We start from the raw sequence: 22,246 nt of genomic DNA, 5'->3' as shown, positions 1-22,246 counted from the left end.
TATTATGAGCACAGAAATTGTAGCAGATAAATACAGTTCAGCTATGTTAGAGCTAGCTCAAGAACAAGGTAATTTAGTAACTACAGAAGAAAATCTTTTATATGTGGCCTCTGTTCTTAATGAACAACCAGAATTGGTAGGGTTTATTAATAATCCTATTGTGGAAGCAGATGCAAAGATTTCTCTACTTGGAAAGGTCTTTGGCACTGCTGTAGAAAAGACAGTACTTCATTTCATGTATGTCATGGTTAAACGTGGCAGATATCGTTATTTGCAAGATACAATTAGAGCTTTCATAAAAAAATCTCGCGAAGCACGTGGCATTTTGGAAGCTATTGTTACTGTAGCAGAACCATTAACTGATACATTGCGTGATGATGTACAAGCTAAATTACAAGCGATGACTGGCAAAGATGTCATTATATCGATGCGTCAAGATCCTACAATCATGGGTGGTATTATCATTCAAATTGGTGATAAACGCATTGATGGATCGATTGCACGTCGCTTAGACGAATTGAAAAAAACGTTAGTACGAACTGACTCTATTAGATTGGGGTGAATGGGTATATATGAAAATGAAGCCTGAAGAAATCACTGCTATAATCAAACAGCAGATTCAGGACTATGATGTTGACCTTAATGTCGATGACGTGGGTACTGTCCTTGACGTGGGGGATGGCATCGCCCATATTTATGGTCTTGAAAGAGCCATGGCCGGTGAATTGTTAGAATTGCCACACGGCGTATATGGCTTGGTTTTGAACTTGGAATTAGATAATGTTGGTGCCGTACTACTTGGTGACGACTTCTTGATTAAAGAAGGCGACGAAGTACGTCGTACTGGCAAAATTATGGATGTACCAGTAGGGGATGCCCTCATTGGTCGTGTTGTTAACCCATTGGGTCAACCTATTGATGGCAAGGGTGCTATTCAAGCTACAGAACGTCGTCCTGTAGAACATCCAGCGCCTGGTATTGCGGATCGTCAATCTGTTAATGAACCATTACAAACTGGTTTGAAAGCAATTGACTCCATGGTACCGATTGGCCGTGGCCAACGTGAGCTTATCATCGGTGACCGTGGCACAGGTAAAACAGCAATCGCTCTCGATACAATCATCAACCAAAAGGGTAAAGATGTTATTTGTATCTATGTAGCTATTGGTCAAAAAGAATCTACCGTAGCTCGTGTAGTACAAAAATTAGAAGAAACTGGTGCATTAGACTATACAATCGTAGTTTCTGCTAGTGCTTCTACAGGTGCACCGTTACAATATATCGCTCCATATGCAGGTGTTGCGATGGGCGAATATTTTATGTACAAAGGTAAACATGTACTTTGTGTATATGATGACTTAACTAAACAAGCGGCTGCATACCGCGCTATGTCCCTATTATTACGCCGTCCACCAGGGCGCGAAGCGTATCCAGGCGACGTATTCTACTTACACAGCCGTCTATTAGAACGTGCTGCTAAGTTATCACCTGAACTAGGTGGTGGTTCAATTACGGCGTTGCCTATCATTGAAACACAAGCGGGTGACGTATCTGCGTATATTCCAACAAACGTAATTTCCATCACTGATGGTCAAATTTTCTTGGGCACAGATATGTTCTATTCTGGTATTCGTCCAGCTGTTGACGTTGGTTTGTCCGTATCCCGTGTAGGTGGTAGTGCGCAAACTAAAGCGATGAAACAAGTTGCAGGCCAATTGCGTTTGGACCTTGCACAATATCGTGAATTGGCTGCTTTTGCTCAGTTCGGCTCCGATCTTGATGCAGCTACAAAAGCACAGTTAGACCGTGGTGAACGATTGACTGAAATGTTAAAACAAGGTCAATACGAACCAATGAGTGTGGCTGAAATGGTTATTAATTTGTATGCTGGTACAAAAGGGTACTTAGCCAATATTCAAGTTGCTGATGTATTAGCTTTTGAATCTGAATTATTACGCTTTATTCGTGCTAATTATCCTGAAATCATCAGTAATATTGAAACTACAAATAAACTTGATGAAGCAACTGAAAACTTGTTGAAACAAGCTATTCCAGAATGTGTAGAAGCCTTTGGTGCTACACATACATTAGTTTCCCGTAAGGAGGCGTAATGTATGGCTAGTGCACAAGATTTGCGAAAGCGCATAAAGAGTGTTACCAATACGCAACAAATTACAAAAGCGATGAAGATGGTAGCTTCTGCTCGTCTTCGTAGGGCTCAAGCGAAAGCTGATGCAACGCGGCCGTACGCAGAAAAAATAGGGCAAATCTTGCGTCATATCTCCAGTAGTGATTTACAAGATTACGTAAGTCCTCTCCTTGAAACTAGACCTGTAAAACGCACTTGTTATATTGTTATCGGTGCTGATAAAGGTTTGGCCGGGGCTTACTCGTCCAATGTGTTAAAAATGGCAATAGAACAAATCGGACAAAAAACGCCTGATGAATATTGCATTATTACAACTGGACGAAAACCAAAGGATAGCTTGAAATCACGTCACTATTATATTGACAAATCGTACAGTGGTTTTTCCGATAAACCGAGTTACGAACATTCGCGATCTATCATGGAACATGCACTTTCAATGTACGAAAGTCATGAAGTTGACGAAGTAATCATGATTTATACGCGTTTTGTAAATTCTATGACGCAAATTGCACAGGCAGAGCGCATTCTACCGTTAGAGCAACCAGATGATGAGGTTAAGGGTGAAGAATATGAATTCATGCCAGATCCTGCATCAGTTTTGGATGCACTATTGCCAAAATATTTAGAAATTACTTTATATAATGGATTATTACAAGCGGCGGCTAGTGAATTAGGTGCTCGTATGACAGCTATGACATCTGCTACCGATAATGCTGGGGAACTTATTAGCTCCTTAGGTCTTGAATACAACAAGTTACGTCAATCCAGTATTACGAATGAAATTTCTGAAATTGTTGGTGGTGCAAATGCCTTGCAATAGATAAGGAGAGACCTCTTAATGAGTAATAATATTGGGAAAGTGGTGCAGGTCATTGGCCCAGTTGTAGACGTGCGTTTTGAAGCTGGTCATTTGCCAGCCATCTATAATGCCATCCACATCTACCATGACCATAAAGCTCACGATAGACAAAAAATTGTAGTAGAAGTTATGCAACATTTAGGCGACGATATGGTTCGCTGTGTTGCCATGAGTTCTACTGACGGTATGACCCGTGGTATGGAAGCAGAAGATATGGGTGCTGCAATTTCCATTCCAGTTGGTGAAGGTGTATTGGGTCGTATCTTTAATGTGTTGGGGGAAACTGTTGACCATGATCCAGCTCCAGTTGTGGCTGATGAAAAATGGCCTATCCATCGTCCAGCACCTAAATTTGATGATCTTTCACCAGATACACAAATCCTTGAAACTGGTATCAAAGTCGTAGACTTGATTGCACCATATGTAAAAGGTGGTAAAATTGGTTTATTCGGCGGTGCCGGCGTAGGTAAAACCGTATTGATTATGGAATTGATTCACAATGTTGCCACAGAACATGGTGGCTATTCCGTATTCTCCGGTGTAGGTGAACGTACACGTGAAGGTAATGACCTTTGGAACGAAATGAAGGAATCCGGCGTTATCAATAAAACGGCTCTCGTATATGGTCAAATGAATGAACCACCTGGGGCTCGTATGCGTGTTGGTTTGACTGGCCTTACAATGGCTGAATATTTCCGTGATGTAAAAAAACAAGACGTGCTTTTGTTCATCGATAACATCTTCCGTTTCATTCAAGCTGGTTCTGAAGTATCTGCCCTCTTAGGTCGTATGCCATCTGCCGTAGGTTACCAACCTACATTGGCTAATGACGTAGGTGCATTACAAGAACGTATTACATCTACAAAAGAAGGTTCCATTACTTCTGTACAAGCTGTATATGTACCTGCCGATGACTTGACTGACCCTGCACCAGCAGCTACATTTGCTCACTTGGATGCAACAACTGTATTGTCTCGTTCTATCGCTGAACTTGGTATTTATCCAGCGGTGGATCCACTTGACTCTACTAGCCGTATTTTGGACCCTCATGTACTAGGGGAAGAACATTATAATGTTGCTCGTGGCGTTCAAGAAGTGTTGCAAAAATATCGCGATTTACAAGATATTATTGCAATCCTTGGTATGGAAGAATTATCTGATGAAGATAAACTGACTGTATCTCGAGCTCGTAAAATCCAACGTTTCTTGAGTCAACCATTCTTCGTAGCAGAGGTATTTACTGGTTCTCCTGGTAAGTATGTACCGTTACAAGAAACATTGCGTGGCTTTAAAGAAATCCTTGATGGTAAACATGATGATTTACCAGAAGGCGCATTCTATATGGTTGGTACCATTGATGAAGCCGTTGCAAAAGCAAAGGAAATGCAAGAGAAGGGGGAATAATCCATGGCGGAACCTATGACCCTAACGATAATTACACCTGATGCGGTTGTATATGATGGTAAAGCTAATTTTTTCGTGGGACGTGCTATTGATGGTGAATTTGGTGTTTTACCAAATCATGCACCTATGATTATCGCCCTTGATGTGGCGCCATTACGCATTGATGACCCTGAAGGGAAAAAACAAACCTTCGCTGTTTTTGGTGGATTTGTTGAGATTGAAAACAATAAGGTAAGTATCATTACACCAAATTGTGAAAATCCTGAAGCCATCGATATAGAACGTGCGGAACGTGCAAAAGAACGTGCAGAAGGTCGTTTGTCGAATCCGACACCGGATATTGATGTAGAACGTGCTGAACATGCGTTAGCTCGAGCTTTGCTTCGCTTAAAAGTAACAAAACGCATATAATTATGCAATTACAAATAAAAGCAGATATAGCATGCCTAACAGGCATGCTATATCTGCTTTTTCGTTTTTATTATAATACGCTAACGCCTTTTAAGGAGTAAGCGGTATTTTTAGGTTGTTCAACTTGGAATTCATAGTCTGGTACAACAGGCATTTCTGCGTTGATACCAGGAGATTGATAACGGTCACGATCTGTAGGAACACGTTTGTATGGTAGTTTATCGAGTAGATCCTTGATAACCTTATTCCATACAGATTTATGGGTTGGCATAGTGAGAGAATCATCTACTTGATTAAAACCGCTGCGAATGGTATGCACAATACCCTCGTTAGTATCGTAGTAATAAATCATAGCATTTACTTTTGCTTGGATGTGAATATCATCACTATCATCGCGGTGGTATTGGCTAAGATATGTTACAGGTAATTGAACATAAATATCTTGCATAGGAATCGGCATGATTACGATTTCAGATTGTTGCGTAGCTGCAATTTCAGCTAAATCAACAGCTGTAATTTGGCTGAGAGGAGTGTTTGTACTAACTACAATCGTATCATAATAAGGGTAGCGTAATACACTTGCTACAGAATCAGATAAATATTTCCCAAAAGCAGCTGTGCTTTCATTACGTAGTGTAGTAGGTACTACAAGTGTTGCTTTGCGGGATGGAAAATTATCTAGATGGCCATCATAATTGGCTTTACCAATTGTTGAAGGTGTATTAGACGTTGTAGATGTAATTTGAATAGATGAAGTACCAATTGTACTAGGCGCGGGAATAATTTTTACTGGTGCAATAGGAATAGAACGAGTATTTTTAGATTGTGTGTCACTTTGTGCAGCGTTAGCAATTGTAAAAGTAGAAACAAAAGCTAGTGCTAGACAGAGACCGACACGCGTTGTGACTTCTCTTAATTTCATGTCAAACTCTCCTTGAGATGAATAAATTTTTAACTATATGTAACAGTATACCATAGTTATAATAAAAAAGAAGCAAGCCTCAGCTTGCTTCTTAATGTGGTGGACGATGACAGGATCGAACTGCCGACATCCTGCTTGTAAGGCAGGCGCTCTCCCAGCTGAGCTAATCGTCCATGTGGTGACCCGTCCGGGAATCGAACCCGGGATACCGCCGTGAAAGGGCGGTGTCTTAACCGCTTGACCAACGGGCCATGATATGATATTGGCTCCCCGAGTAGGACTCGAACCTACGACCGATCGGTTAACAGCCGATTGCTCTACCGACTGAGCTATCGAGGAATAATATAGTGATTATTATAAATGAACCTTACAAGAATAGCAAGAGGAAATGATATAAAAAGTTAAAAATTTTTAGCATATGCTATAACTAAAACACATAATACAATGAGTTTTTAACGTGATAAATAAAATTGATGAGTTAGCAATAAAATATGATAAACGTATTATGTAACCATAAATTCAGTGTTTAAGCGTGTTACAAGCTTTTTTGTGCTGTTGGAATAGAGGTGAGTTAGTAAATAAATTGTATTGAGCATAGATGTTATATGCACTCATAATTAAAATCTTTTCTCTTTAAATTGATAGCTAATCTCATTAATTGATGAAATATAGTTCATAGATAAGGTATCTAATGATTGGTAACGAATCATATACAAGTGTAATATGTGATATTAGTTACAGATATAACGCGTTAAACAGGCTTTTAAAGGGTCTCGAGATAGTTATTAAAGTGCATAAATTTGGTATAATTAATCAGTGAAAATAATTATCAAATCGATAAATTTCATTGTGAAAAGTGTATAGGTAAAGCGTTGAAAGCCTTTCAGTAGTGTGCTAGTATGGAGGCATAGAGTTAATCTTAGCTTAACGCTTTGAGAAAAATGTATCTCATGGTATTAGAGTTAATATCCAATTATTTTCCTGAGGAGGGATTATCTTGCGCGAGATTAATGTATCTGAAATCACAAAAACAATCCGTCAATTATGTATGGATGCAGCTTACCACTTGCCAAAAGACATTTATGAAGGCTTGAAAAAAGGCCGCGAAACAGAAGAGTCTCCAGTAGGTCGTATTGTTCTTGATCAACTTATCGAAAATGCAGAAATTGCTGATAAAGAAGATCGTCCATACTGCCAAGATACTGGCATGACAATGGTATTCCTAAAAGTAGGTCAAGATGTACATTTCGTTGGTGGCGATCTTACTGAAGCTATCAATGCTGGTGTTGCAGCTGGTTACATCGAAGGTTACCTTCGTAAATCCGTTGTGGGTGAACCATTGTTCAACCGTAAAAACACACAAGACAATACACCTGCTATCATCTACACAGACATCGTTCCTGGCGATAAAGTAGATATCCAAGTAGAACTTAAAGGTTTCGGTTCCGAAAACAAATCTGGCGTAGCTATGCTTGTTCCAGCTGACGGCGTTGCAGGCGTTAAAAATGCAGTCCTTGAAATCGTTAAAAAAGCTGGCCCTAACCCATGCCCTCCAATCGTACTTGGCGTAGGTATCGGTGGTACTATGGACCAAGCTGCTGTATTGTCCAAAAAAGCTTTGCTTCGCGACATTAACGCACCTCACAAAGATGCAGACTATGCAAAATTGGAAGAAGAAATTTTGGAAATGGTTAACAAAACTGGTATCGGACCACAATTGGGCGGTACTACAACTTGCCTTGGTGTAAACATCGAATGGGGCCCAACTCATATCGCAGGTCTTCCTGTTGCAGTTACTATTATGTGTCATGCTGCTCGTCATGCTCACGTAGAACTTTAATCGATAGGAGGTAAATAATATGTCTGAAACAATTCGCATTAATACTGAAGAATATAATGAAGAGTTTTCCCGTAAATTAAAAGTTGGTGATAGCGTTCTTATCACTGGCAAAATTTACTCCGCTCGTGACGCTGCTCATAAAGTTATGACTGAAGCTTTGGCACGTGGTGAAAAATTACCAATCGATTGGACTAATAAATTCGTTTACTATCTTGGCCCAACACCTGCAAAACCTGGTGATCCAATTGGTTCCGCTGGTCCTACAACTTCCGGTCGTATGGATGCTTACACACCAACAATGCTTGATCAAGGTATCAAAGGCATGATTGGTAAAGGTTCCCGTAAACCAGAAGTAGTTGAATCCATGAAGAAAAATGGTTGCACATACTTCGCAGCAGTTGGTGGCGCTGCAGCATTGATTGCAAAATCAATCAAAAAATACGAAGTACTTGCATATGGTGAACTTGGTCCAGAAGCTTTGGCTGAATTGACAGTTGAAGACTTCCCATGCATCGTAGTTGGTGATACTGAAGGTAACAACTTCTACGAAGAAGGTCAAAAACCTTACAGAAGAATCTAATATTTGCCATTGAGCGATTAAAAGAGGCTTGCTTTCGCGAGCCTCTTTTTGTTGTTTTCATATAAAACCGTATAGTTACAGGTTATATCAGGTTTATTAAAGGAATTTCACACAGTTACAACATAGTTTGGTCTATAAAAGACATATTTTTTATGATAATATAATTATATATTTGAATATTAAAAAAGGGGCGATATAATGCATTCTATTGAAACAATTAGACAAGAGGTGCATGCTGCTATAGATGAAATATTAACAGTAGCAAAGGTACGTGAAGGACAATTATTGGTAGTTGGTTGTTCGACTAGTGAAGTGTGTGGTAAGAAGATCGGCACAGATTCACATGAGGATGTAGCTGCTGTATTATTTGATGAAATATACAAGTTTGTAACAGATAAAGGGTTACACTTAGCTGTTCAATGTTGTGAACATTTGAATCGTGCGCTCGTAATGGAACGAGACGCGCTAACTTGGGAAGAAGAATGTAATGTAGTACCTCAAATTCATGCAGGTGGTGCTATGGCAGTGACGGCTTATAATCGCTTTAAAGACCCTGTTGTTGTTGAATTTATACAAGCTGATGCTGGTATTGATATTGGGGATACTTTCATAGGTATGCATATGAAACATGTAGCAGTTCCTGTGCGTTTAGACATTAAGAAAATTGGGGAAGCTCATGTGACAGCTTGTCGCGTTCGACCTAAGAGTATTGGCGGTAGTCGCGCCGTTTATAATGACGCATTATTGTAAGAGGAGAAGATAATGTCTGGGCTTATTCCATATGTTGTATTAGCTGTTGTGATACTCGGTTTCTTTGCTGTGTGTTATGCAGTTTTTAATAAGAGTGAAAGTGATAATGAAACAAATCTAGAAAAAGATGTTTCACACATAGATGTGCGTGAGCAAAATGTATATGAAGAAGAAACAATACATGTAACGCAAAAACAACCCCATGATGGCGTTGACGTATATGCTGTTGAGGATGAAATTATTACAGAGCAAACATTGGAAATTCCTGTAGTCGATAGTTCTACAGAGGATACGATTGCCTTAGGTGAATCTCCAGATATGATGTCTGCTACCAGTCAATTTGAAGCGGATGCAACGCAAATGTTTGGCAATGAGTCTAGCGAGGTTGCACAACCACAAGGCCCATCTGCTTTAGAAGAAACAAGAATGTTTAATGCTGATGAAATCAATGAACATTTGGGTAATATAGAAGAAGAGGTAGAACCAGAGGTGAGTGGTCCATGGGCTCAAATTGCGCAAGCGGATAAACGTGTCGCTATGGCGGTCGAGCCTTTTGTTCATGCTTTTGGTGTTGTTCAAAATGATACGATGCATGTTGTTAGTGAGATTACACGAGATGCTTTAATTGCATTAGGAATCACTAAAGGCAGTGAAGTTAATTTACTATTGCAAAATATTGTAATTCAAGAAGCATTAATGTCGATGCAAAAAGCCTATGCGGGTACTCCAACTCCGTGGATGAAGACGGCTGCCCTAGAGGCTTTTTTAGATGTAGTACAATCGCCTAAGTCTAGCACGCCGTATTTGGTGGCCTTTGATGCATTGCGTGTTTTGCCACATCTTACACTTGGCCACTTCCAAGTCATGGCATTGACTTTGCTGTTGCAGTACTCTAGAAACTCTAACAATTATGGTCGTATTCATTTCCAACATTATGTAGAGAAATATATTGAGCCATTTATTTCTGATTTGCCTTATGATCAATCGTTCTATCGTCAACTTGATTACTTGCGTTGTACACAGCAAGAACGCGAACCGGTGTCCTTGACGCAACTGTTGGGAAATTCGTATCCATTCGTATTTAACTATCGTGGTTTTACGAAGGAAGAATTATTCCGTGCTACTGATGGTCGCGGTGTAGATCCTAGATTTGTGGTACGTAGCTTAAATTCTAATCTGTATAAACTTGCTGTCGTTGATGAATCATTAGCACCGCGCTTCTTTAGAGAAGCACGTATTTCTGATGCGATGATACAACGTGATCTCCTAGCTTTGATGAAGAGTAAGCCTACTGCGTTTAGAGGTGAAGAGGCGCGTCAAATCATGGATGATATTAGTCCGGTTCTTTCTGATTTAGCTAGCGTCTATGATGCGAGTCCTATGTGCTCTATTTCACTTACCTTGCTAGGCCTCTATTTAGGTCGAGCTCATGTGAAAGCAACCATTGGGGAAGAATTTGATTTATCTCATTGGTTCTAATTCTATACATATATACAATAAATCGCCTAAGGCTATGCCTAGGCGGTTTTGTGTTGTGTACACGCTGTATTTAATTGTTAAATCCAAATTCTACAATTTGTTGAGGGTCTAATAATGTCACATGGCGGCCATTGATTTCAATGATACCCTCGTCGCGCAATCTTCCAAGCTCACGGCTTAACGCAGTACGTGAAACGTTGAGGGCTTCCGCCATTTGTTCGCGATTATGAGGTAAAACCAATTTTTCACTGTGTTGCATCGTATATATATCTGTAAGATATGCGTAAATTTTTTCACGCATACCCTTTAATGTTAAATAATGAACTTTTTTGGTAAGAAGCAATGCTTTTTCCGATAAATCCTCTAATAGATTAGAAAGGATTTTGGTTTGGCATTGATGGCAATCTGGTAATGTTTCGATAAATGTTTCGAGTGGTATAAACATAATTTTTGTTGGTTTTAACGCTTTTATGGTGGCTGGCCAAAGTGGATGCTTACTAAATAGCAAGGCTTCCCCAAAAATAGAGGATGCCTCTAAATTGGCCATGATAACTCGTTGGCCTAGCACATTTTCACGCGTAAGAATAGCACTGCCTTCCAAGATAACGCCAATTCCTTCCATAGGATCTCCTGAAATAGCGATAAAGTCGTTCTTTTTGTAATTATTTATAATCACTTTTGCATTATGTAAGTAGCTCGTTAATTCTGGTATACCCAATGTATTGAATAGAGGGCAAGCTGTTAAGATTGGTAAGTATTGTTTGATAATGTCATCGGATAGAACTTGTTTAATCATGTGTGCCTCCTAATATAGTATATAGCTATTTTAGCCCGAATTATACATCGTATGGTGTGATGCTTTTTATAGGTAATTTGTAATGAGTATTGTAAAATAATTATATATGCTCTTGTGAGCAGCCTGTTCCAAAAGAGGAGTCAGGAAATTTTTGAAAAAGTTTTTTTATTGTTGCTCAAGCTACAGAAATTGTATCACCTTTACGATATACTTTCAATGTAATCAATCAGAACCTGATATTAATCAGTGTATCGTATAAGGTTTATAACAATTAGCTTGAATGCGAGAAAGTCTCGCAAAGGAGGATTTAAATGAGCATGTTCTGTTATCAATGCGAACAATCTGCAGCTCCAGGCGGCTGTACTGTACAAGGTGTATGTGGTAAAACTGCACCAGTTGCTAATTTACAAGACGAATTAACTGCTGCTTTAGTTGGTTTAGCACGCGCTTTAGACGTAAAAGGCCAAACTAAAGAAGGCGTTGACTATTTAATGCGTGGTTTGTTCATGTGTGTAACAAACGTAAACTTCTCTGAAGACCGCGTTCAAGAATTCATCGACGAAGTAAACGCTTATCATGCACAAGTGGATAGCACTCAACAAAACTTCGATTGGGAACAATTGTGGAAAGGTGAAGAAGATATCGTATCCCTTCGTTCCACATTATTGTTAGGTATGCGTGGTATGGCTGCATACGCATGGCATGCTGCTCGCCTTGGTTTCCACGATGCTGACGTTGACGCTTGGTTCGTTAAAGGTCTAGTAGAAATGGCAAAAGATCACAGCGCTGAAGAATGGCTTGGTCTTTTGATGGAATTCGGTGAAATCAACTTGAAATGTATGGCTGTTCTTGATAAAGCTAATACTGAAACATATGGTACTCCAGTACCAACTACAGTACCTTTGACTGTAGAACCAGGTCCTTTCATCGTTGTAACTGGTCATGACCTTCACGACTTGAATCAATTGTTGGAACAAACTGATGGTAAAGGTGTAAACATCTATACTCATGGTGAAATGTTACCTTGTCACGCTTACCCTGAATTGAAAAAACATCCTCAATTGAAAGGTAACTTCGGTACTGCATGGCAAAATCAACAAAAAGAATTCGTTGACGTTCCTGGCGCATTCTTGTTCACTACAAACTGCATTATGCCACCAAAAGAAAACTACAGAGCAAATATCTTCACTACAGATATGGTAGGTTTCGACGGCTGTGCACATGTAGAAGAAAAAGCTGATGGCACTAAAGACTTCTCCGCTGTTATTGAACGCGCCATCGAATTGGGTGGTTACAAAGAAGCCCAAGAATTCACTGGCATCAATGGTGGTCACGAAGTAACTACTGGTTTCGGTCACGGTACAGTATTGGGTATTGCTGATAAAGTAATCGACGCTGTAAAAGCTGGCGCAATCAAACACTTCTTCTTAGTTGGTGGTTGTGACGGTGCTAAAGTAGGCCGTAACTACTACACAGAATTCGTAAAACAAACTCCAGATGATACTGTAGTATTGACATTGGCTTGCGGTAAATTCCGCTTCAACGACCTTAACATCGGTGAAATCGGTGGTATCCCTCGTATCCTTGATATGGGTCAATGTAACGATGCTTACTCTGCTATTCAAGTAGCAGTAGCTTTGGCTGGTGCCTTTGAATGTGACGTAAACGACTTGCCATTAACCTTGGTATTGTCTTGGTACGAACAAAAAGCAGTATGTATCTTGTTAACATTGTTGGCATTGGGTATCCGCAACATCTATATCGGACCTTCCTTGCCTAAATTCTTCTCCAGCAATGTATTGAACATTTTGGTGGAAAAATTCCAATTACATCCAATTACAACTCCAGAAGCTGATATGAAAGCTATCTTGGGCTAATCGGATTAAAACCTGATAACAGCGGCCCTAATCCCCTCTCTCTTATATGATTCGGGTTGTTGCTATATAAATTAGGCTATGCCATCTTCGGATGGTATAGCCTTTTTTGTCTTAATTATATAAAATTGTATATAAAGGTTTTAATGGAGAGGGTGAACAAACATGTTTGTCGACAGTGGACAAACATACCTCTATTGTGCATATAGACAAGCCTCGATATTGATTGCTATACTATAGATAAGAATTAGATTATATCTTTATTTATATATGTATAGAGGTTCATTATGAACAGTATTTTTGATATTATCGGCCCCGTTATGATTGGCCCATCTAGTTCGCATACCGCTGGTGCAGCACGGCTTGGCAAGATGGCTCGTTGTATATTTGGGAATACGCCGAAGAAGGTTGAAATGACCTTGTATGGGTCATTTGCAAAAACATATAAAGGTCATGGTACAGATCGTGCCTTGTTAGGTGGATTATTAGGTTTTAAAGAGGACGACAAGCGAATTCGTAATGGGAAGGAATTAGCTGATGAAGCTAGTTTAGATTATACTTTCATCGAATCACCACTCGATATAGGTCATCCTAATGTAGTGAAGTTTGATTTGTATGGTGAAAAAGGGCGTCATATGTCTGTAGTAGGACGTTCCATCGGTGGTGGTCAAATTATGATTACCGAAGTAGACGGCAATGATATGTCTATTACAGGCGATGAATTTACACTTGTTGTATTTCATGAGGACAAGCCTGGTGCCATTTCGCTCATTAGTCAGGCTTTAAGTGAATCTGACATCAATATTGCGTCTATGCGTGTTTTTAGAAAGGGTAAATATAAAGATGCGGTTATGGTTATTACCACCGATTCTGTTGTTAACCCTATTACTGTACAGTTTATGCGTGAGTGTCCAGGCATTCAAGATGTAATGACTTTTGAGGCTTTGTAGGAGGATATGATGAGTTACGCTTATGAAACGATAGCTGATATTATCCGACTTAGCGAAGAGCATAACCTGTCTTTTGGAGATGTGGTTATGCGCACTGAATTGGAACAGTATGATCGTAATGAAAAGGAGATTACTAAAGAAATCAAACATCGCTTAGATATTTTTAAGGCTTCTATCAAGGATGGGTTACGTAATTTGAAACGAACCCAATCCAATATGTCCGGTGGTGAGGCCGCTCGTTTAATTGCAAGAAAACCACTATTCATGAGTGATATTTCGTATAAAGCTATGTCGTATGCTATTGCGGTCAATGAAGCTAATGCGAAGATGTTTAAGGTCGTAGCCTGTCCTACGGCTGGTTCTTGTGGTGTCATGCCAGGTGCGGTTCAGGCTGTAGCGGAGCATTATGAACTTGATACACCTACATTGGTGAAAGGTTTTCTTGCTGCAGCAGGCGTAGGTAATGTGGTGTCCAATCGAGCTTGTGTAGCAGGTGCGGTCGGTGGCTGCCAAGCCGAAGTTGGTACTGCAGCTTGTATGGCTGCCGCTGCTATAGTAGAAATGATGGGTGGGACTGCTCGTCAGGTTGGTCATGCTGTTGCACTTTGTATGAAAAATTTATTAGGCCTTGCATGTGATCCAGTGGCAGGGCTCGTCGAGGTGCCTTGCGTTAAACGGAATGGTGTCTATGCTGTTCATGCCATTACAGCGGCTGAGCTTGCATTGGCTGGTATTGAAAGTCAAATTCCACCGGATGAAGTTATTGAGGCCATGAATAATATTGGGCGTGCAATGCCAGCAGCTCTTCGTGAAACTAGTGATGGAGGGTTGGCCGTTACGGAAACTGGCTTAGCAATAGCTGAAAAGGTGCGTTCTTTATAAAAGCTAGTATAAACTACTATATAATATATAGGTTCACATAGTTTGGGTAAGATCAAAACTGTCTTACATGACCATGTGAACCTTTTTTCGTTATCGTATTTGTAGTACAATAAAAAGATGAATAGAAGGGAGGGTGGATGTATGGAACAGGCTATCCGTTTGCTGACAATTTTAGAAGAAGCGGGCTTTGAAGCTTTCATTATCGGCGGTGCAGTACGAGATATGCTCATGCATGTGGAGCCTCACGATTTTGACATCGTTACATCTGCCCGACCAGAACAAGTTATGTCTGTTTTAGCTAATGCTGGTATTGAGACAAAGGGGCTTATAGGGAAAACCTTCGGTGTAGTAGTGGCTACTGTGGGGGATAAACATTATGAAGTTGCTACGTATCGTAGTGAATGTTATGGAGTGGATAGTCATCGTCCAGAGAAGATCGTCTATGCAGATACACTCGAAGAAGATGTGAAGCGTCGTGATTTTACTGTTAATGGTATGGCTATGAATCGCTATAAGGAGATTATAGACCTTGTTGGCGGACGTCATGATATTAAACATAAGGTGCTACGCACTATCGGTAATCCTGAGGAACGTTTTCAAGAGGATGCGTTGCGTTTGTTTAGAGCTTGTCGCTTTATCGCAAAACTCGATTTTATGCCTGATAAAGCATTATTAAAGGCAATACCAACAGCGTTTCATCGCGTATCGGGACTTTCACTAGAACGCGTGCGAAGTGAATTAGATCGTCTATTATTAGAACCTGCAGTGGCAAAGGGCTTAGATGTATTCGTACAATCTCGTTTGGCTGAATGTACCTGTCGCATGGTGGAAAATGGGGAAAGTAGAGTAATTCCTATTTTACCTGAGTTATATCATCTAGTGGGTTTGCCACAAGAAAAGGCATTTCATGAGTTTGATGGATGGTATCATACATTAGCAGTCGTATCTGAAACAGAACCTGATTTGACACTCCGTTGGGGTGCTTTGTTGCATGATGTAGCAAAGGGGATGCCTAGTATTAGACAAGTTATTAATGGACGTTATACGGACCGTGGACATGATAATCTAGGATCTCAGATGGCTTATGACATATTGATTCGCCTTGGGTATAATAAAAAATTTGCCAGTCGTGTATCTTGGATTGTTAAGAATCATATGCGTTTTCATTTCTTTGTTCAAAATGAAGAGGCAGATGAGAAAAAATGGATTCGCAAGGAAGCTCGTAGCGGTGAATTTAGGGATAGTCAAGGCATGCGTGAAGCGTGGCAACAGTTGGCTAAGGTGTGTGCAGCCGATGTTCTCGGTTGTGGGAAACCGTATTCTGTTACAGATGGTACTTTGGCCTTTGGAGAATGTATGGCGGATTTGAGCTTGGAGATGCCTGTTCATACAAAGGATTTACGATATGATAAGCGCGTTCTTGCAGCGTGTGGTGAAAATATAGCGCAATGTCTACAGTATTTGATGCAACAAGTACAAAATGGCGTTGTTAAAAATGAACCTGATGATTTGTATGATGCAATTATTCATAAGTTGCAACGCACATCATATTAATACTTTTAGTGGGAGACCATAATGAATATTTCAGGGAACGATAATAAGCGAATTGAATATACGGTGCGCGTACTCCTATGTATTGCCGTTGTTTTGGTAGGGCGTTTATTCTTTTTACAAATTATAGATAAGTCTGATTTGCAGGCTAAGAATTTGAGCCAAGTACAGGTGGATAGAAAATTACAATCTCCTCGCGGTACGATTTATGACCGTAATGGCCGACCATTAGCGATGAGCGTTGTTACAAAATCCTTGTATGCAGATCCGAAGATGATTGATAGACCCACCGATGAAATTGCTGACCTTATTGAGCCTTATGTAACGATGGCAAAAGGGGATATTGTGAAATCCTTACAAGAGGATACAGCCTTTGTGTGGATTGACCGTATGATGGAACCAGAAAAATCGAAGGCTATAGCTCAGTTGATTAAGGAGAAAAAGCTAAAAGGTCTTAATTTCGTAGAGGAATCAAAGCGATATTATCCAAATGGTAATTTAGCAGCTCAAGTATTAGGCTTTGTTGGAACCGATGATAAAGGTCTTGATGGTCTTGAGATGGTACTTGACGATGAATTAAAAGGCGGTATTCAAAAGGAACTCGTTGCGACCGATAGAAACGGGAATGCTATTTTTGGCTCGGTGTTGTCCAAATATTTGCCTGATAAAGGTAAAAGTGTGACCTTAACTATCGATGCAAGTATTCAATTTATTGCAGAGCGAGCTCTGGATAAAGCGATGGAGGATACGGGGGCTAAACATGCGAGTGTTATCGTTATGGACCCTAAGTCAGGGGAGATTTTAGCGATGGCCAATCGCCCTACATATGACCCTAATCATTATAGTCAAAGTTCTGACGAAGCGTTTAAGAATATTGCAGTAACTAATTTGTATGAACCAGGTTCCACATTTAAGCCTCTTATCGCATCTGCCGCATTAGCATCTGGCAAATGGAAACTAGATCAAGTGTATAACGATAAGGGCGCCTTTGTAGCCAATGGACATGTGATGCAAAACTGGAATGGTGAAGGCTATGGCCCTGTTAAATTGATCGATATTTTGAAGTTCTCCATCAATACCGGTATGGCTGAAATCGGTACGACTACTGGTGCAGATATATTGTCTAAATATGTTCGTGATTATGGATTTGGTTCTACAACAGGTATTGAATTGCCTGGTGAGGGTGCAGGTATCTTATACGAACCAGAAGACATGAGTAAGCTTGATGTAGCTACTATGTCTATTGGACAAGGGATTGCGGTTACTCCGTTACAAATGGTACGTGCTTTTGGAGCTGTAGCTAATGGTGGTAAGATGATGCGGCCTCACATTATTAAATCCTATAGTAATGTTAAGGGAGATATTACGAGTACTACTGATCCGGAAGTAGTGGGGCAACCGATACCAGAGGAAACGGCAAAAATAATTGCGGATATTCTTGAAAAAGAAGTGTCTGAGGGGGGCGGTTCAAAAGCTTTGGTAGAAGGCTATCACTTTGGAGGTAAAACAGGTACTGCCGAAAAGCTCGATACTAAACGAGGCGGCTATTTAGCAGGCCATTATATAGCATCCTTTATTGGATTTGGTCCAGTAGAAGATCCTAAGTTTGTAGTTCTTGTTGCTATTGATGACCCTCAAAAAGGTTCTATCTATGGTGGTCAAATTGCGGCCCCAGTATTTAAAAATATCATGTCTCAATTGGTTAGATACTATCAAATGTCGCCATCTGTTAAAGATGGTGCTACAGTTGTAGCCTCGCCAGTAGCAAAACTTCCGTCAGTAAAACCAAATAGTGATGGTGATGTAGTATTGCCAGACTTTAGAGGATATACATTTGGGGCGGTACGCGATTGGTTGCATACGGCAGGCTTGTACTTTAAACCTGATGGTACAGGGACTGCGGTTTCACAAGAGCAACCGCCAGGAACAGTGGTGTCTCCCGGTACCGCTATTGTCGTCCAATTTAGTCATTGATGACTTATATAGTATAGGAATTAAACCTACAACTATAGACAAAGCGTTATATAATAGAATAAGAGATTACTAAAGGTGCCTCTATAGGCACCTTTTTATATAAGAATTCTGTATAGCGTATAATGGAATGGAGATAACTATGATTGAATTACGTGGTAAAGCTGTAGCTGATGCACATAAAGCTGTTTTACAAGAAAAAATGACAAACCTTGAAGCGGGTACTATTACAATGGCGGTATTACTTGTTGGTGATGATCATGGTGCAAACATGTATGCTGATTTTATGGAAAAAACAGCCAAGAATTTTGGCTATGGATTTGTGCGCACTCAACTACCTAGTACAGCAAGTCACGAAGAGGTATATGAAGCATTGATGTCATTAAATAACGATGATGCAGTACATGGTATTTTGCCACTTATGCCGATGCCAAAGGATATCGATACGGAGCAATTAATTGATGCTTTAAGTCCTAAAAAAGATATCGATGGTCTTACGACCTATAATATTGGCCTCGTAACAGCTAGTAAAGGTGGTTTTGCACCTTGTACAGCTAAGGCTTGTTTAGCTATATTAGATCATTATGGGATTTCTTTAGAAGGAAAACATGTAGTTGTTGTGGGTCGCAGTCAAGTTATTGGTAAACCAGTAGCGTTGATGGCTCTTGAACGTCATGCTACAGTATCCATCTGTCATTCGCGTACGACTGATTTGGCGTGTCATGTTAAAGAGGCGGACATCGTAATCGCTGCAGCTGGCCGTGCACATATGATTACAGCAGACATGGTAAAGGCTGGTGCCGTTGTTATTGATGTAGGTATCAATGAGCTAGATGGTAAAACAGTAGGCGATGTTGATTATGATGCGGTGAGTAATGTTGCATCTGCTATGACACCGGTTCCTGGTGGCGTTGGTTCCGTTACAACGACGATGATGTTGGAAGCAGTTTATGAGGCGTATCATGCACGAAATGTCAATCGCTGAGGGGATTTTAGATATCGCTTTAGAAACAATGAGAAATAATGATGCATCTATCATTCATTCCGTACAACTTGATTTAGGTTTAATGAGTGGCGTAGAACCTGATGCATTGTCCTTTTGCTGGGATGCGGTAACAAAAGGTACTCCGGCAGAAACATCTAAAATCGACATTCACACCATCCCTATTACAGGACAATGTTTAGATTGTGATACTATTTTTGATGTGCAAGACTATAAATTTATCTGTCCTCATTGTGAAAGTCGTCTTGTGAACACTATAGGTGGTCGAGAACTACAAGTGACATCTATTGATATAGATTGAGGTATATATGCAAGTAGAAGTAAAAACAAATGTATTGGCAAAAAATGATGCCATTGCATCATCGTTGCAACAAATATTTAAAGAAAAACATATCTTTGTATTTAATTTAATGGGCTCTCCAGGTGCGGGTAAGACGTCGTTATTAGAAGCAACATTACAAGATTTAGCAAAAGATTATAATGTGGCTGTTATTGAAGGCGATTTATTTACCTCTAAAGATGCTGAGCGCATTCATGCTCTGGGGGTACCTGTCATTCAAATCAATACGGTAGGTGGCTGTCATTTAGATGCTAATATGATTCAAGATGCTATATCTGATTTAGATCTAGATGCATTAGATATGATAATTATAGAAAATGTTGGGAATTTAGTATGCCCTGCAGAATTCGATATAGGTGAGGCTGTGAAAGTCACAGTGTTGTCTGTTACAGAAGGTGAAGATAAGCCCTTAAAATATCCACTTATCTTTAAAGAATCAAAGGCTATATTGCTCAATAAGATTGATCTTTTACCATATGTACCATTCGATAAGGAAAAGGCAATCAAAGATATTCGTAATTTAAATCCTCAAGGCCAAGTGTTTGAAATCAGTTGTACCGTTAAAGATGGTCTGGTACCATGGTTAACATGGCTTAGAAAACAAATGGAGAGTCGATAATGAAAAAAATCTTATCTCATGCAGCATTGACTATAGCCGTGCTAAGTGCAATGGGAACTGTATCGGTAGGGGCTGTTGATGCGGAAACAACGGTGCCAGAAATCAAGAATACTATAGTTGTTGTGAAAGAACCTGCTGCAGATAGTCGCTCAAAAAGTGGATGGCTAGCTGAACAATTAGCAGTTACTGCTTTTGGTGATTCTTTGCAATATTGGCAGGCTGCTAGCGAAAATGATGGTGTTATGCCACAGGATTCAAAAAATAATTTAGCTGATATAGGACATTCGTATACATCTAATAATTTACCAGCTCTTGGTGTAGAAGATGACTACAGTTTAGCTTTGAAATCGGACGAGGATACTGCGAGTGTAGGTCCTGTATATCGCGTTGGTGATGTATATAAGCCTAGTGCTACTACTAAAAAGACCGTGAAAGGTGTATTTACAACGTATCATGAAAAAGATATGGATATAACGGTGTATACTGGACCGGATAAATCACGTCTAGAAGGGAATCAGTTGCGTGGACAAGGTGCTACGTACTTATTTCCTGTAGGTACTATTACTAATTTACATACTACAGAAAAAGGCTTGGTTACTGTTCGTGATATTGGTGTAGGTAGTTCCCGCATGGAGATGATTTTCTCTTATGGTAGTCCTAATGCGATGTGGCGGAACCAATCCGATGAATCATATATCTTTTTATATGAAGGTCATGCGGAAAATTCATGGACAGAAAAAAAGGAATTTACTTCTCTCGTAGCGAATACAAATAATAATAGCCAATCTCCAGATTCTATTCAAAACGGAAAATCCTATGTGGCTTTCACCGTTAAAAATAATGTGATAGAGGCTGTTGATATTTTGGATGGACAGGTTTGGACCCGTTTCGGATTGCCAAAGGCTCCGATGTATCATTTCCATGCTGGGCAATTGAGTGACGATGATTTTGTGTTGCGTGGTTTACGATTGAATCAACATTTTGTGAATGATGCAGATGCAGAGTGGAGAACTCAAGGAATGCTATTTGGTGCTACATTCATTGGCTATAATGAGTATGGCGTTAGCGTAGATGATAAGTCGCTTATTAATCGTGTGTTGTTAAACGTCTATACACCGACACGTCGTGGTATTGCCATGGGCGATACAAAATATCTATTGCTATTCGTATATGGTATGCCGACGCGTATAGTGGAGTCTGCAACAAATACAGGCACTGCAACGGTGTATGAGTATAAAAATCCAAGGTCGAGTAATTCTTATTTACAGTTCGCCTTAGATGATAAAAATCAATATATCAAATCAGTGATGTTATCTGACCGACCTGTTAAGTAGGTCATCTTAAGTGAGGAGGCAAGGATATGGTTACTGTACAAGATGTGAAAGAACGGTGGGAACAAATTCAAAATGGTGATGAGCGTATATTGTTCATCGTTGGTGGCCCTGGTTCTGGTAAAAGTTTGTTAATTCGTGAGTTATCAGAGCAAAAAGGGTGGAAATATTTAGAAGCCAAACAACTTATTGAAGAAGAATTTTTGTTGGTTCCTCGTGATGAACGTCCAAAACTTGCAGAAGATGTTATTCGCCGTGCATTAAGTCGTAGTGATACGGAAGTACTTCTTTTAGATGGTATTAATGTATTATTTGCTCCTATTTTAAACTTAAATCCTCTTGAACTATTAAAGACCATTAGTAAAACATATCCGATTGTTGTAGGTTGGCGTGGTCATCTTGAAGGTGATCAATTGTACTTAGAACACAATAATGATTCAAAACATGCAGTGGTTACTATTACAAAACCTGAGCGTGTCATGGTTATTGACTAATTACAGTTATATTGATTGATGAGGGCATTATATATTGCCAT

At 39.8% G+C, this 22,246-nt stretch carries 21 protein-coding genes and 3 tRNA genes; 19 read left to right on the top strand and 5 right to left on the bottom strand.

Annotated elements, in window-relative coordinates; translation table 11 throughout:
* The first annotated feature begins 4 nt into the window (after nucleotides 1-4).
* Genes atpH through atpC form a run of 5 tightly spaced genes read left to right on the top strand, consistent with a single transcriptional unit; the run spans nucleotide 5 to nucleotide 4,823 of the window.
* Complete coding sequence (gene atpH, locus VTHSUH11_RS03945) at nucleotides 5-562, top strand: ATP synthase F1 subunit delta (protein ID WP_105092701.1); 558 nt, start codon at nucleotides 5-7, stop codon at nucleotides 560-562.
* Nucleotides 563-572: 10 nt separating this feature from the next.
* Nucleotides 573-2,111 carry a F0F1 ATP synthase subunit alpha gene (gene atpA / locus VTHSUH11_RS03940; RefSeq protein WP_105092700.1) on the top strand — a complete coding sequence of 513 codons (1,539 nt, stop codon included), beginning with the start codon at nucleotides 573-575 and terminating at the stop codon, nucleotides 2,109-2,111.
* Nucleotides 2,112-2,114: 3 nt separating this feature from the next.
* Nucleotides 2,115-2,969: an ATP synthase F1 subunit gamma gene (gene atpG / locus VTHSUH11_RS03935; protein ID WP_105092699.1), complete on the top strand. Its 855-nt coding sequence runs from the start codon at nucleotides 2,115-2,117 to the stop codon at nucleotides 2,967-2,969.
* A gap of 18 nt (nucleotides 2,970-2,987) precedes the next feature.
* Nucleotides 2,988-4,412 (top strand): F0F1 ATP synthase subunit beta, encoded by a 1,425-nt coding sequence (gene atpD / locus VTHSUH11_RS03930; protein ID WP_059364628.1) that lies wholly within the window; start codon nucleotides 2,988-2,990, stop codon nucleotides 4,410-4,412.
* Nucleotides 4,413-4,415: 3 nt separating this feature from the next.
* The gene (gene atpC, locus VTHSUH11_RS03925) at nucleotides 4,416-4,823 is read left to right on the top strand and encodes an ATP synthase F1 subunit epsilon (protein WP_105092698.1); all 408 of its coding nucleotides are present in this window, start codon (nucleotides 4,416-4,418) and stop codon (nucleotides 4,821-4,823) included.
* A gap of 70 nt (nucleotides 4,824-4,893) precedes the next feature.
* Here the strand turns inward: atpC and VTHSUH11_RS03920 are convergent, their stop codons facing one another.
* The 4 genes from VTHSUH11_RS03920 to VTHSUH11_RS03905 form a co-directional block, all read right to left on the bottom strand.
* Nucleotides 4,894-5,745, bottom strand: coding sequence for a hypothetical protein (locus tag VTHSUH11_RS03920; protein WP_105092697.1), 852 nt, complete (start codon nucleotides 5,743-5,745; stop codon nucleotides 4,894-4,896).
* A gap of 97 nt (nucleotides 5,746-5,842) precedes the next feature.
* A tRNA-Val gene (locus VTHSUH11_RS03915) sits at nucleotides 5,843-5,918 on the bottom strand.
* Between the two features lie 3 nt (nucleotides 5,919-5,921).
* Nucleotides 5,922-5,996 (bottom strand) — tRNA-Glu (locus VTHSUH11_RS03910).
* A 12-nt stretch (nucleotides 5,997-6,008) separates the two neighbouring features.
* Nucleotides 6,009-6,084 (bottom strand) — tRNA-Asn (locus tag VTHSUH11_RS03905).
* A gap of 658 nt (nucleotides 6,085-6,742) precedes the next feature.
* Here VTHSUH11_RS03905 and VTHSUH11_RS03900 point away from each other — a divergent pair.
* From VTHSUH11_RS03900 to VTHSUH11_RS03885, 4 genes are all read left to right on the top strand, one after another.
* The gene (locus VTHSUH11_RS03900; protein WP_105092696.1) at nucleotides 6,743-7,585 is read left to right on the top strand and encodes a fumarate hydratase; all 843 of its coding nucleotides are present in this window, start codon (nucleotides 6,743-6,745) and stop codon (nucleotides 7,583-7,585) included.
* 19 nt (nucleotides 7,586-7,604) lie between these two features.
* On the top strand, nucleotides 7,605-8,165 hold the full coding sequence (locus VTHSUH11_RS03895; RefSeq protein WP_059364620.1) for a Fe-S-containing hydro-lyase: 561 nt from the start codon (nucleotides 7,605-7,607) through the stop codon (nucleotides 8,163-8,165).
* Between the two features lie 198 nt (nucleotides 8,166-8,363).
* Nucleotides 8,364-8,915 carry a TIGR01440 family protein gene (locus VTHSUH11_RS03890; protein ID WP_105092695.1) on the top strand — a complete coding sequence of 184 codons (552 nt, stop codon included), beginning with the start codon at nucleotides 8,364-8,366 and terminating at the stop codon, nucleotides 8,913-8,915.
* 12 nt (nucleotides 8,916-8,927) lie between these two features.
* On the top strand, nucleotides 8,928-10,394 hold the full coding sequence (locus VTHSUH11_RS03885) for an LPO_1073/Vpar_1526 family protein (protein ID WP_105092694.1): 1,467 nt from the start codon (nucleotides 8,928-8,930) through the stop codon (nucleotides 10,392-10,394).
* 70 nt (nucleotides 10,395-10,464) lie between these two features.
* Here VTHSUH11_RS03885 and VTHSUH11_RS03880 read toward each other — a convergent pair whose 3' ends face one another.
* Nucleotides 10,465-11,190: a Crp/Fnr family transcriptional regulator gene (locus VTHSUH11_RS03880; protein WP_105092693.1), complete on the bottom strand. Its 726-nt coding sequence runs from the start codon at nucleotides 11,188-11,190 to the stop codon at nucleotides 10,465-10,467.
* Nucleotides 11,191-11,501: 311 nt separating this feature from the next.
* Between VTHSUH11_RS03880 and hcp the strand changes: the two genes are divergently transcribed.
* The 10 genes from hcp to brxF all read left to right on the top strand — a co-directional run bounded on the left by hcp (nucleotide 11,502) and on the right by brxF (nucleotide 22,205).
* On the top strand, nucleotides 11,502-13,067 hold the full coding sequence (hcp, locus tag VTHSUH11_RS03875) for a hydroxylamine reductase (RefSeq protein ID WP_105092692.1): 1,566 nt from the start codon (nucleotides 11,502-11,504) through the stop codon (nucleotides 13,065-13,067).
* 284 nt (nucleotides 13,068-13,351) lie between these two features.
* The gene (gene sdaAB, locus VTHSUH11_RS03870) at nucleotides 13,352-14,014 is read left to right on the top strand and encodes an L-serine ammonia-lyase, iron-sulfur-dependent subunit beta (RefSeq protein WP_105092691.1); all 663 of its coding nucleotides are present in this window, start codon (nucleotides 13,352-13,354) and stop codon (nucleotides 14,012-14,014) included.
* Nucleotides 14,015-14,023: 9 nt separating this feature from the next.
* On the top strand, nucleotides 14,024-14,896 hold the full coding sequence (gene sdaAA / locus VTHSUH11_RS03865) for an L-serine ammonia-lyase, iron-sulfur-dependent, subunit alpha (RefSeq protein WP_105092690.1): 873 nt from the start codon (nucleotides 14,024-14,026) through the stop codon (nucleotides 14,894-14,896).
* A 141-nt stretch (nucleotides 14,897-15,037) separates the two neighbouring features.
* Nucleotides 15,038-16,450 (top strand): CCA tRNA nucleotidyltransferase, encoded by a 1,413-nt coding sequence (locus VTHSUH11_RS03860; RefSeq protein ID WP_105092689.1) that lies wholly within the window; start codon nucleotides 15,038-15,040, stop codon nucleotides 16,448-16,450.
* A 21-nt stretch (nucleotides 16,451-16,471) separates the two neighbouring features.
* Complete coding sequence (locus VTHSUH11_RS03855) at nucleotides 16,472-18,421, top strand: penicillin-binding protein (RefSeq protein WP_105092688.1); 1,950 nt, start codon at nucleotides 16,472-16,474, stop codon at nucleotides 18,419-18,421.
* Nucleotides 18,422-18,560: 139 nt separating this feature from the next.
* A complete protein-coding gene (locus tag VTHSUH11_RS03850; RefSeq protein WP_105092687.1) occupies nucleotides 18,561-19,403 on the top strand; it encodes a bifunctional 5,10-methylenetetrahydrofolate dehydrogenase/5,10-methenyltetrahydrofolate cyclohydrolase in 843 nt (280 codons plus the stop codon).
* On the top strand, nucleotides 19,381-19,722 hold the full coding sequence (locus VTHSUH11_RS03845) for a hydrogenase maturation nickel metallochaperone HypA/HybF (RefSeq protein ID WP_105092686.1): 342 nt from the start codon (nucleotides 19,381-19,383) through the stop codon (nucleotides 19,720-19,722). Before VTHSUH11_RS03850 ends, VTHSUH11_RS03845 begins: the two co-directional genes overlap by 23 nt.
* A gap of 7 nt (nucleotides 19,723-19,729) precedes the next feature.
* Nucleotides 19,730-20,380: a hydrogenase nickel incorporation protein HypB gene (gene hypB / locus VTHSUH11_RS03840; RefSeq protein WP_059364597.1), complete on the top strand. Its 651-nt coding sequence runs from the start codon at nucleotides 19,730-19,732 to the stop codon at nucleotides 20,378-20,380.
* On the top strand, nucleotides 20,380-21,714 hold the full coding sequence (locus tag VTHSUH11_RS03835; RefSeq protein ID WP_105092685.1) for a hypothetical protein: 1,335 nt from the start codon (nucleotides 20,380-20,382) through the stop codon (nucleotides 21,712-21,714). The genes hypB and VTHSUH11_RS03835 overlap by 1 nt, the downstream gene beginning before the upstream one ends.
* A 26-nt stretch (nucleotides 21,715-21,740) precedes the next feature.
* Entirely contained in the window at nucleotides 21,741-22,205 is a 465-nt protein-coding gene (brxF, locus tag VTHSUH11_RS03830; RefSeq protein ID WP_105092684.1) for a BREX-3 system P-loop-containing protein BrxF, read from the top strand.
* Nucleotides 22,206-22,246 lie beyond the last annotated feature (41 nt).

This window comes from Veillonella tobetsuensis, from assembly GCF_002959935.1.
GTDB lineage: Bacteria > Bacillota > Negativicutes > Veillonellales > Veillonellaceae > Veillonella > Veillonella tobetsuensis.
Note: the sequence above shows the minus strand (reverse complement) of the source record. Positions and strands in the feature narration are given on the sequence as shown.

Bases quoted from the DNA above. Each gene is read 5' to 3' on its own strand.
- VTHSUH11_RS03885 (WP_105092694.1), top strand. From the start codon at position 8,928: ATGTCTGGGCTTATTCCATATGTTGTATTAGCTGTTGTGATACTCGGT.
- atpH (WP_105092701.1), top strand. From the start codon at position 5: ATGAGCACAGAAATTGTAGCAGATAAATACAGTTCAGCTATGTTAGAG.
- VTHSUH11_RS03890 (WP_105092695.1), top strand. From the start codon at position 8,364: ATGCATTCTATTGAAACAATTAGACAAGAGGTGCATGCTGCTATAGAT.
- atpC (WP_105092698.1), top strand. From the start codon at position 4,416: ATGGCGGAACCTATGACCCTAACGATAATTACACCTGATGCGGTTGTA.
- VTHSUH11_RS03845 (WP_105092686.1), top strand. From the start codon at position 19,381: ATGCACGAAATGTCAATCGCTGAGGGGATTTTAGATATCGCTTTAGAA.
- hcp (WP_105092692.1), top strand. From the start codon at position 11,502: ATGAGCATGTTCTGTTATCAATGCGAACAATCTGCAGCTCCAGGCGGC.
- VTHSUH11_RS03895 (WP_059364620.1), top strand. From the start codon at position 7,605: ATGTCTGAAACAATTCGCATTAATACTGAAGAATATAATGAAGAGTTT.
- VTHSUH11_RS03855 (WP_105092688.1), top strand. From the start codon at position 16,472: ATGAATATTTCAGGGAACGATAATAAGCGAATTGAATATACGGTGCGC.
- hypB (WP_059364597.1), top strand. From the start codon at position 19,730: ATGCAAGTAGAAGTAAAAACAAATGTATTGGCAAAAAATGATGCCATT.
- VTHSUH11_RS03920 (WP_105092697.1), bottom strand. From the start codon at position 5,745: ATGAAATTAAGAGAAGTCACAACGCGTGTCGGTCTCTGTCTAGCACTA.
- VTHSUH11_RS03850 (WP_105092687.1), top strand. From the start codon at position 18,561: ATGATTGAATTACGTGGTAAAGCTGTAGCTGATGCACATAAAGCTGTT.
- VTHSUH11_RS03860 (WP_105092689.1), top strand. From the start codon at position 15,038: ATGGAACAGGCTATCCGTTTGCTGACAATTTTAGAAGAAGCGGGCTTT.
- VTHSUH11_RS03880 (WP_105092693.1), bottom strand. From the start codon at position 11,190: ATGATTAAACAAGTTCTATCCGATGACATTATCAAACAATACTTACCA.
- atpD (WP_059364628.1), top strand. From the start codon at position 2,988: ATGAGTAATAATATTGGGAAAGTGGTGCAGGTCATTGGCCCAGTTGTA.
- VTHSUH11_RS03835 (WP_105092685.1), top strand. From the start codon at position 20,380: ATGAAAAAAATCTTATCTCATGCAGCATTGACTATAGCCGTGCTAAGT.
- sdaAA (WP_105092690.1), top strand. From the start codon at position 14,024: ATGAGTTACGCTTATGAAACGATAGCTGATATTATCCGACTTAGCGAA.
- atpG (WP_105092699.1), top strand. From the start codon at position 2,115: ATGGCTAGTGCACAAGATTTGCGAAAGCGCATAAAGAGTGTTACCAAT.
- brxF (WP_105092684.1), top strand. From the start codon at position 21,741: ATGGTTACTGTACAAGATGTGAAAGAACGGTGGGAACAAATTCAAAAT.
- atpA (WP_105092700.1), top strand. From the start codon at position 573: ATGAAAATGAAGCCTGAAGAAATCACTGCTATAATCAAACAGCAGATT.
- sdaAB (WP_105092691.1), top strand. From the start codon at position 13,352: ATGAACAGTATTTTTGATATTATCGGCCCCGTTATGATTGGCCCATCT.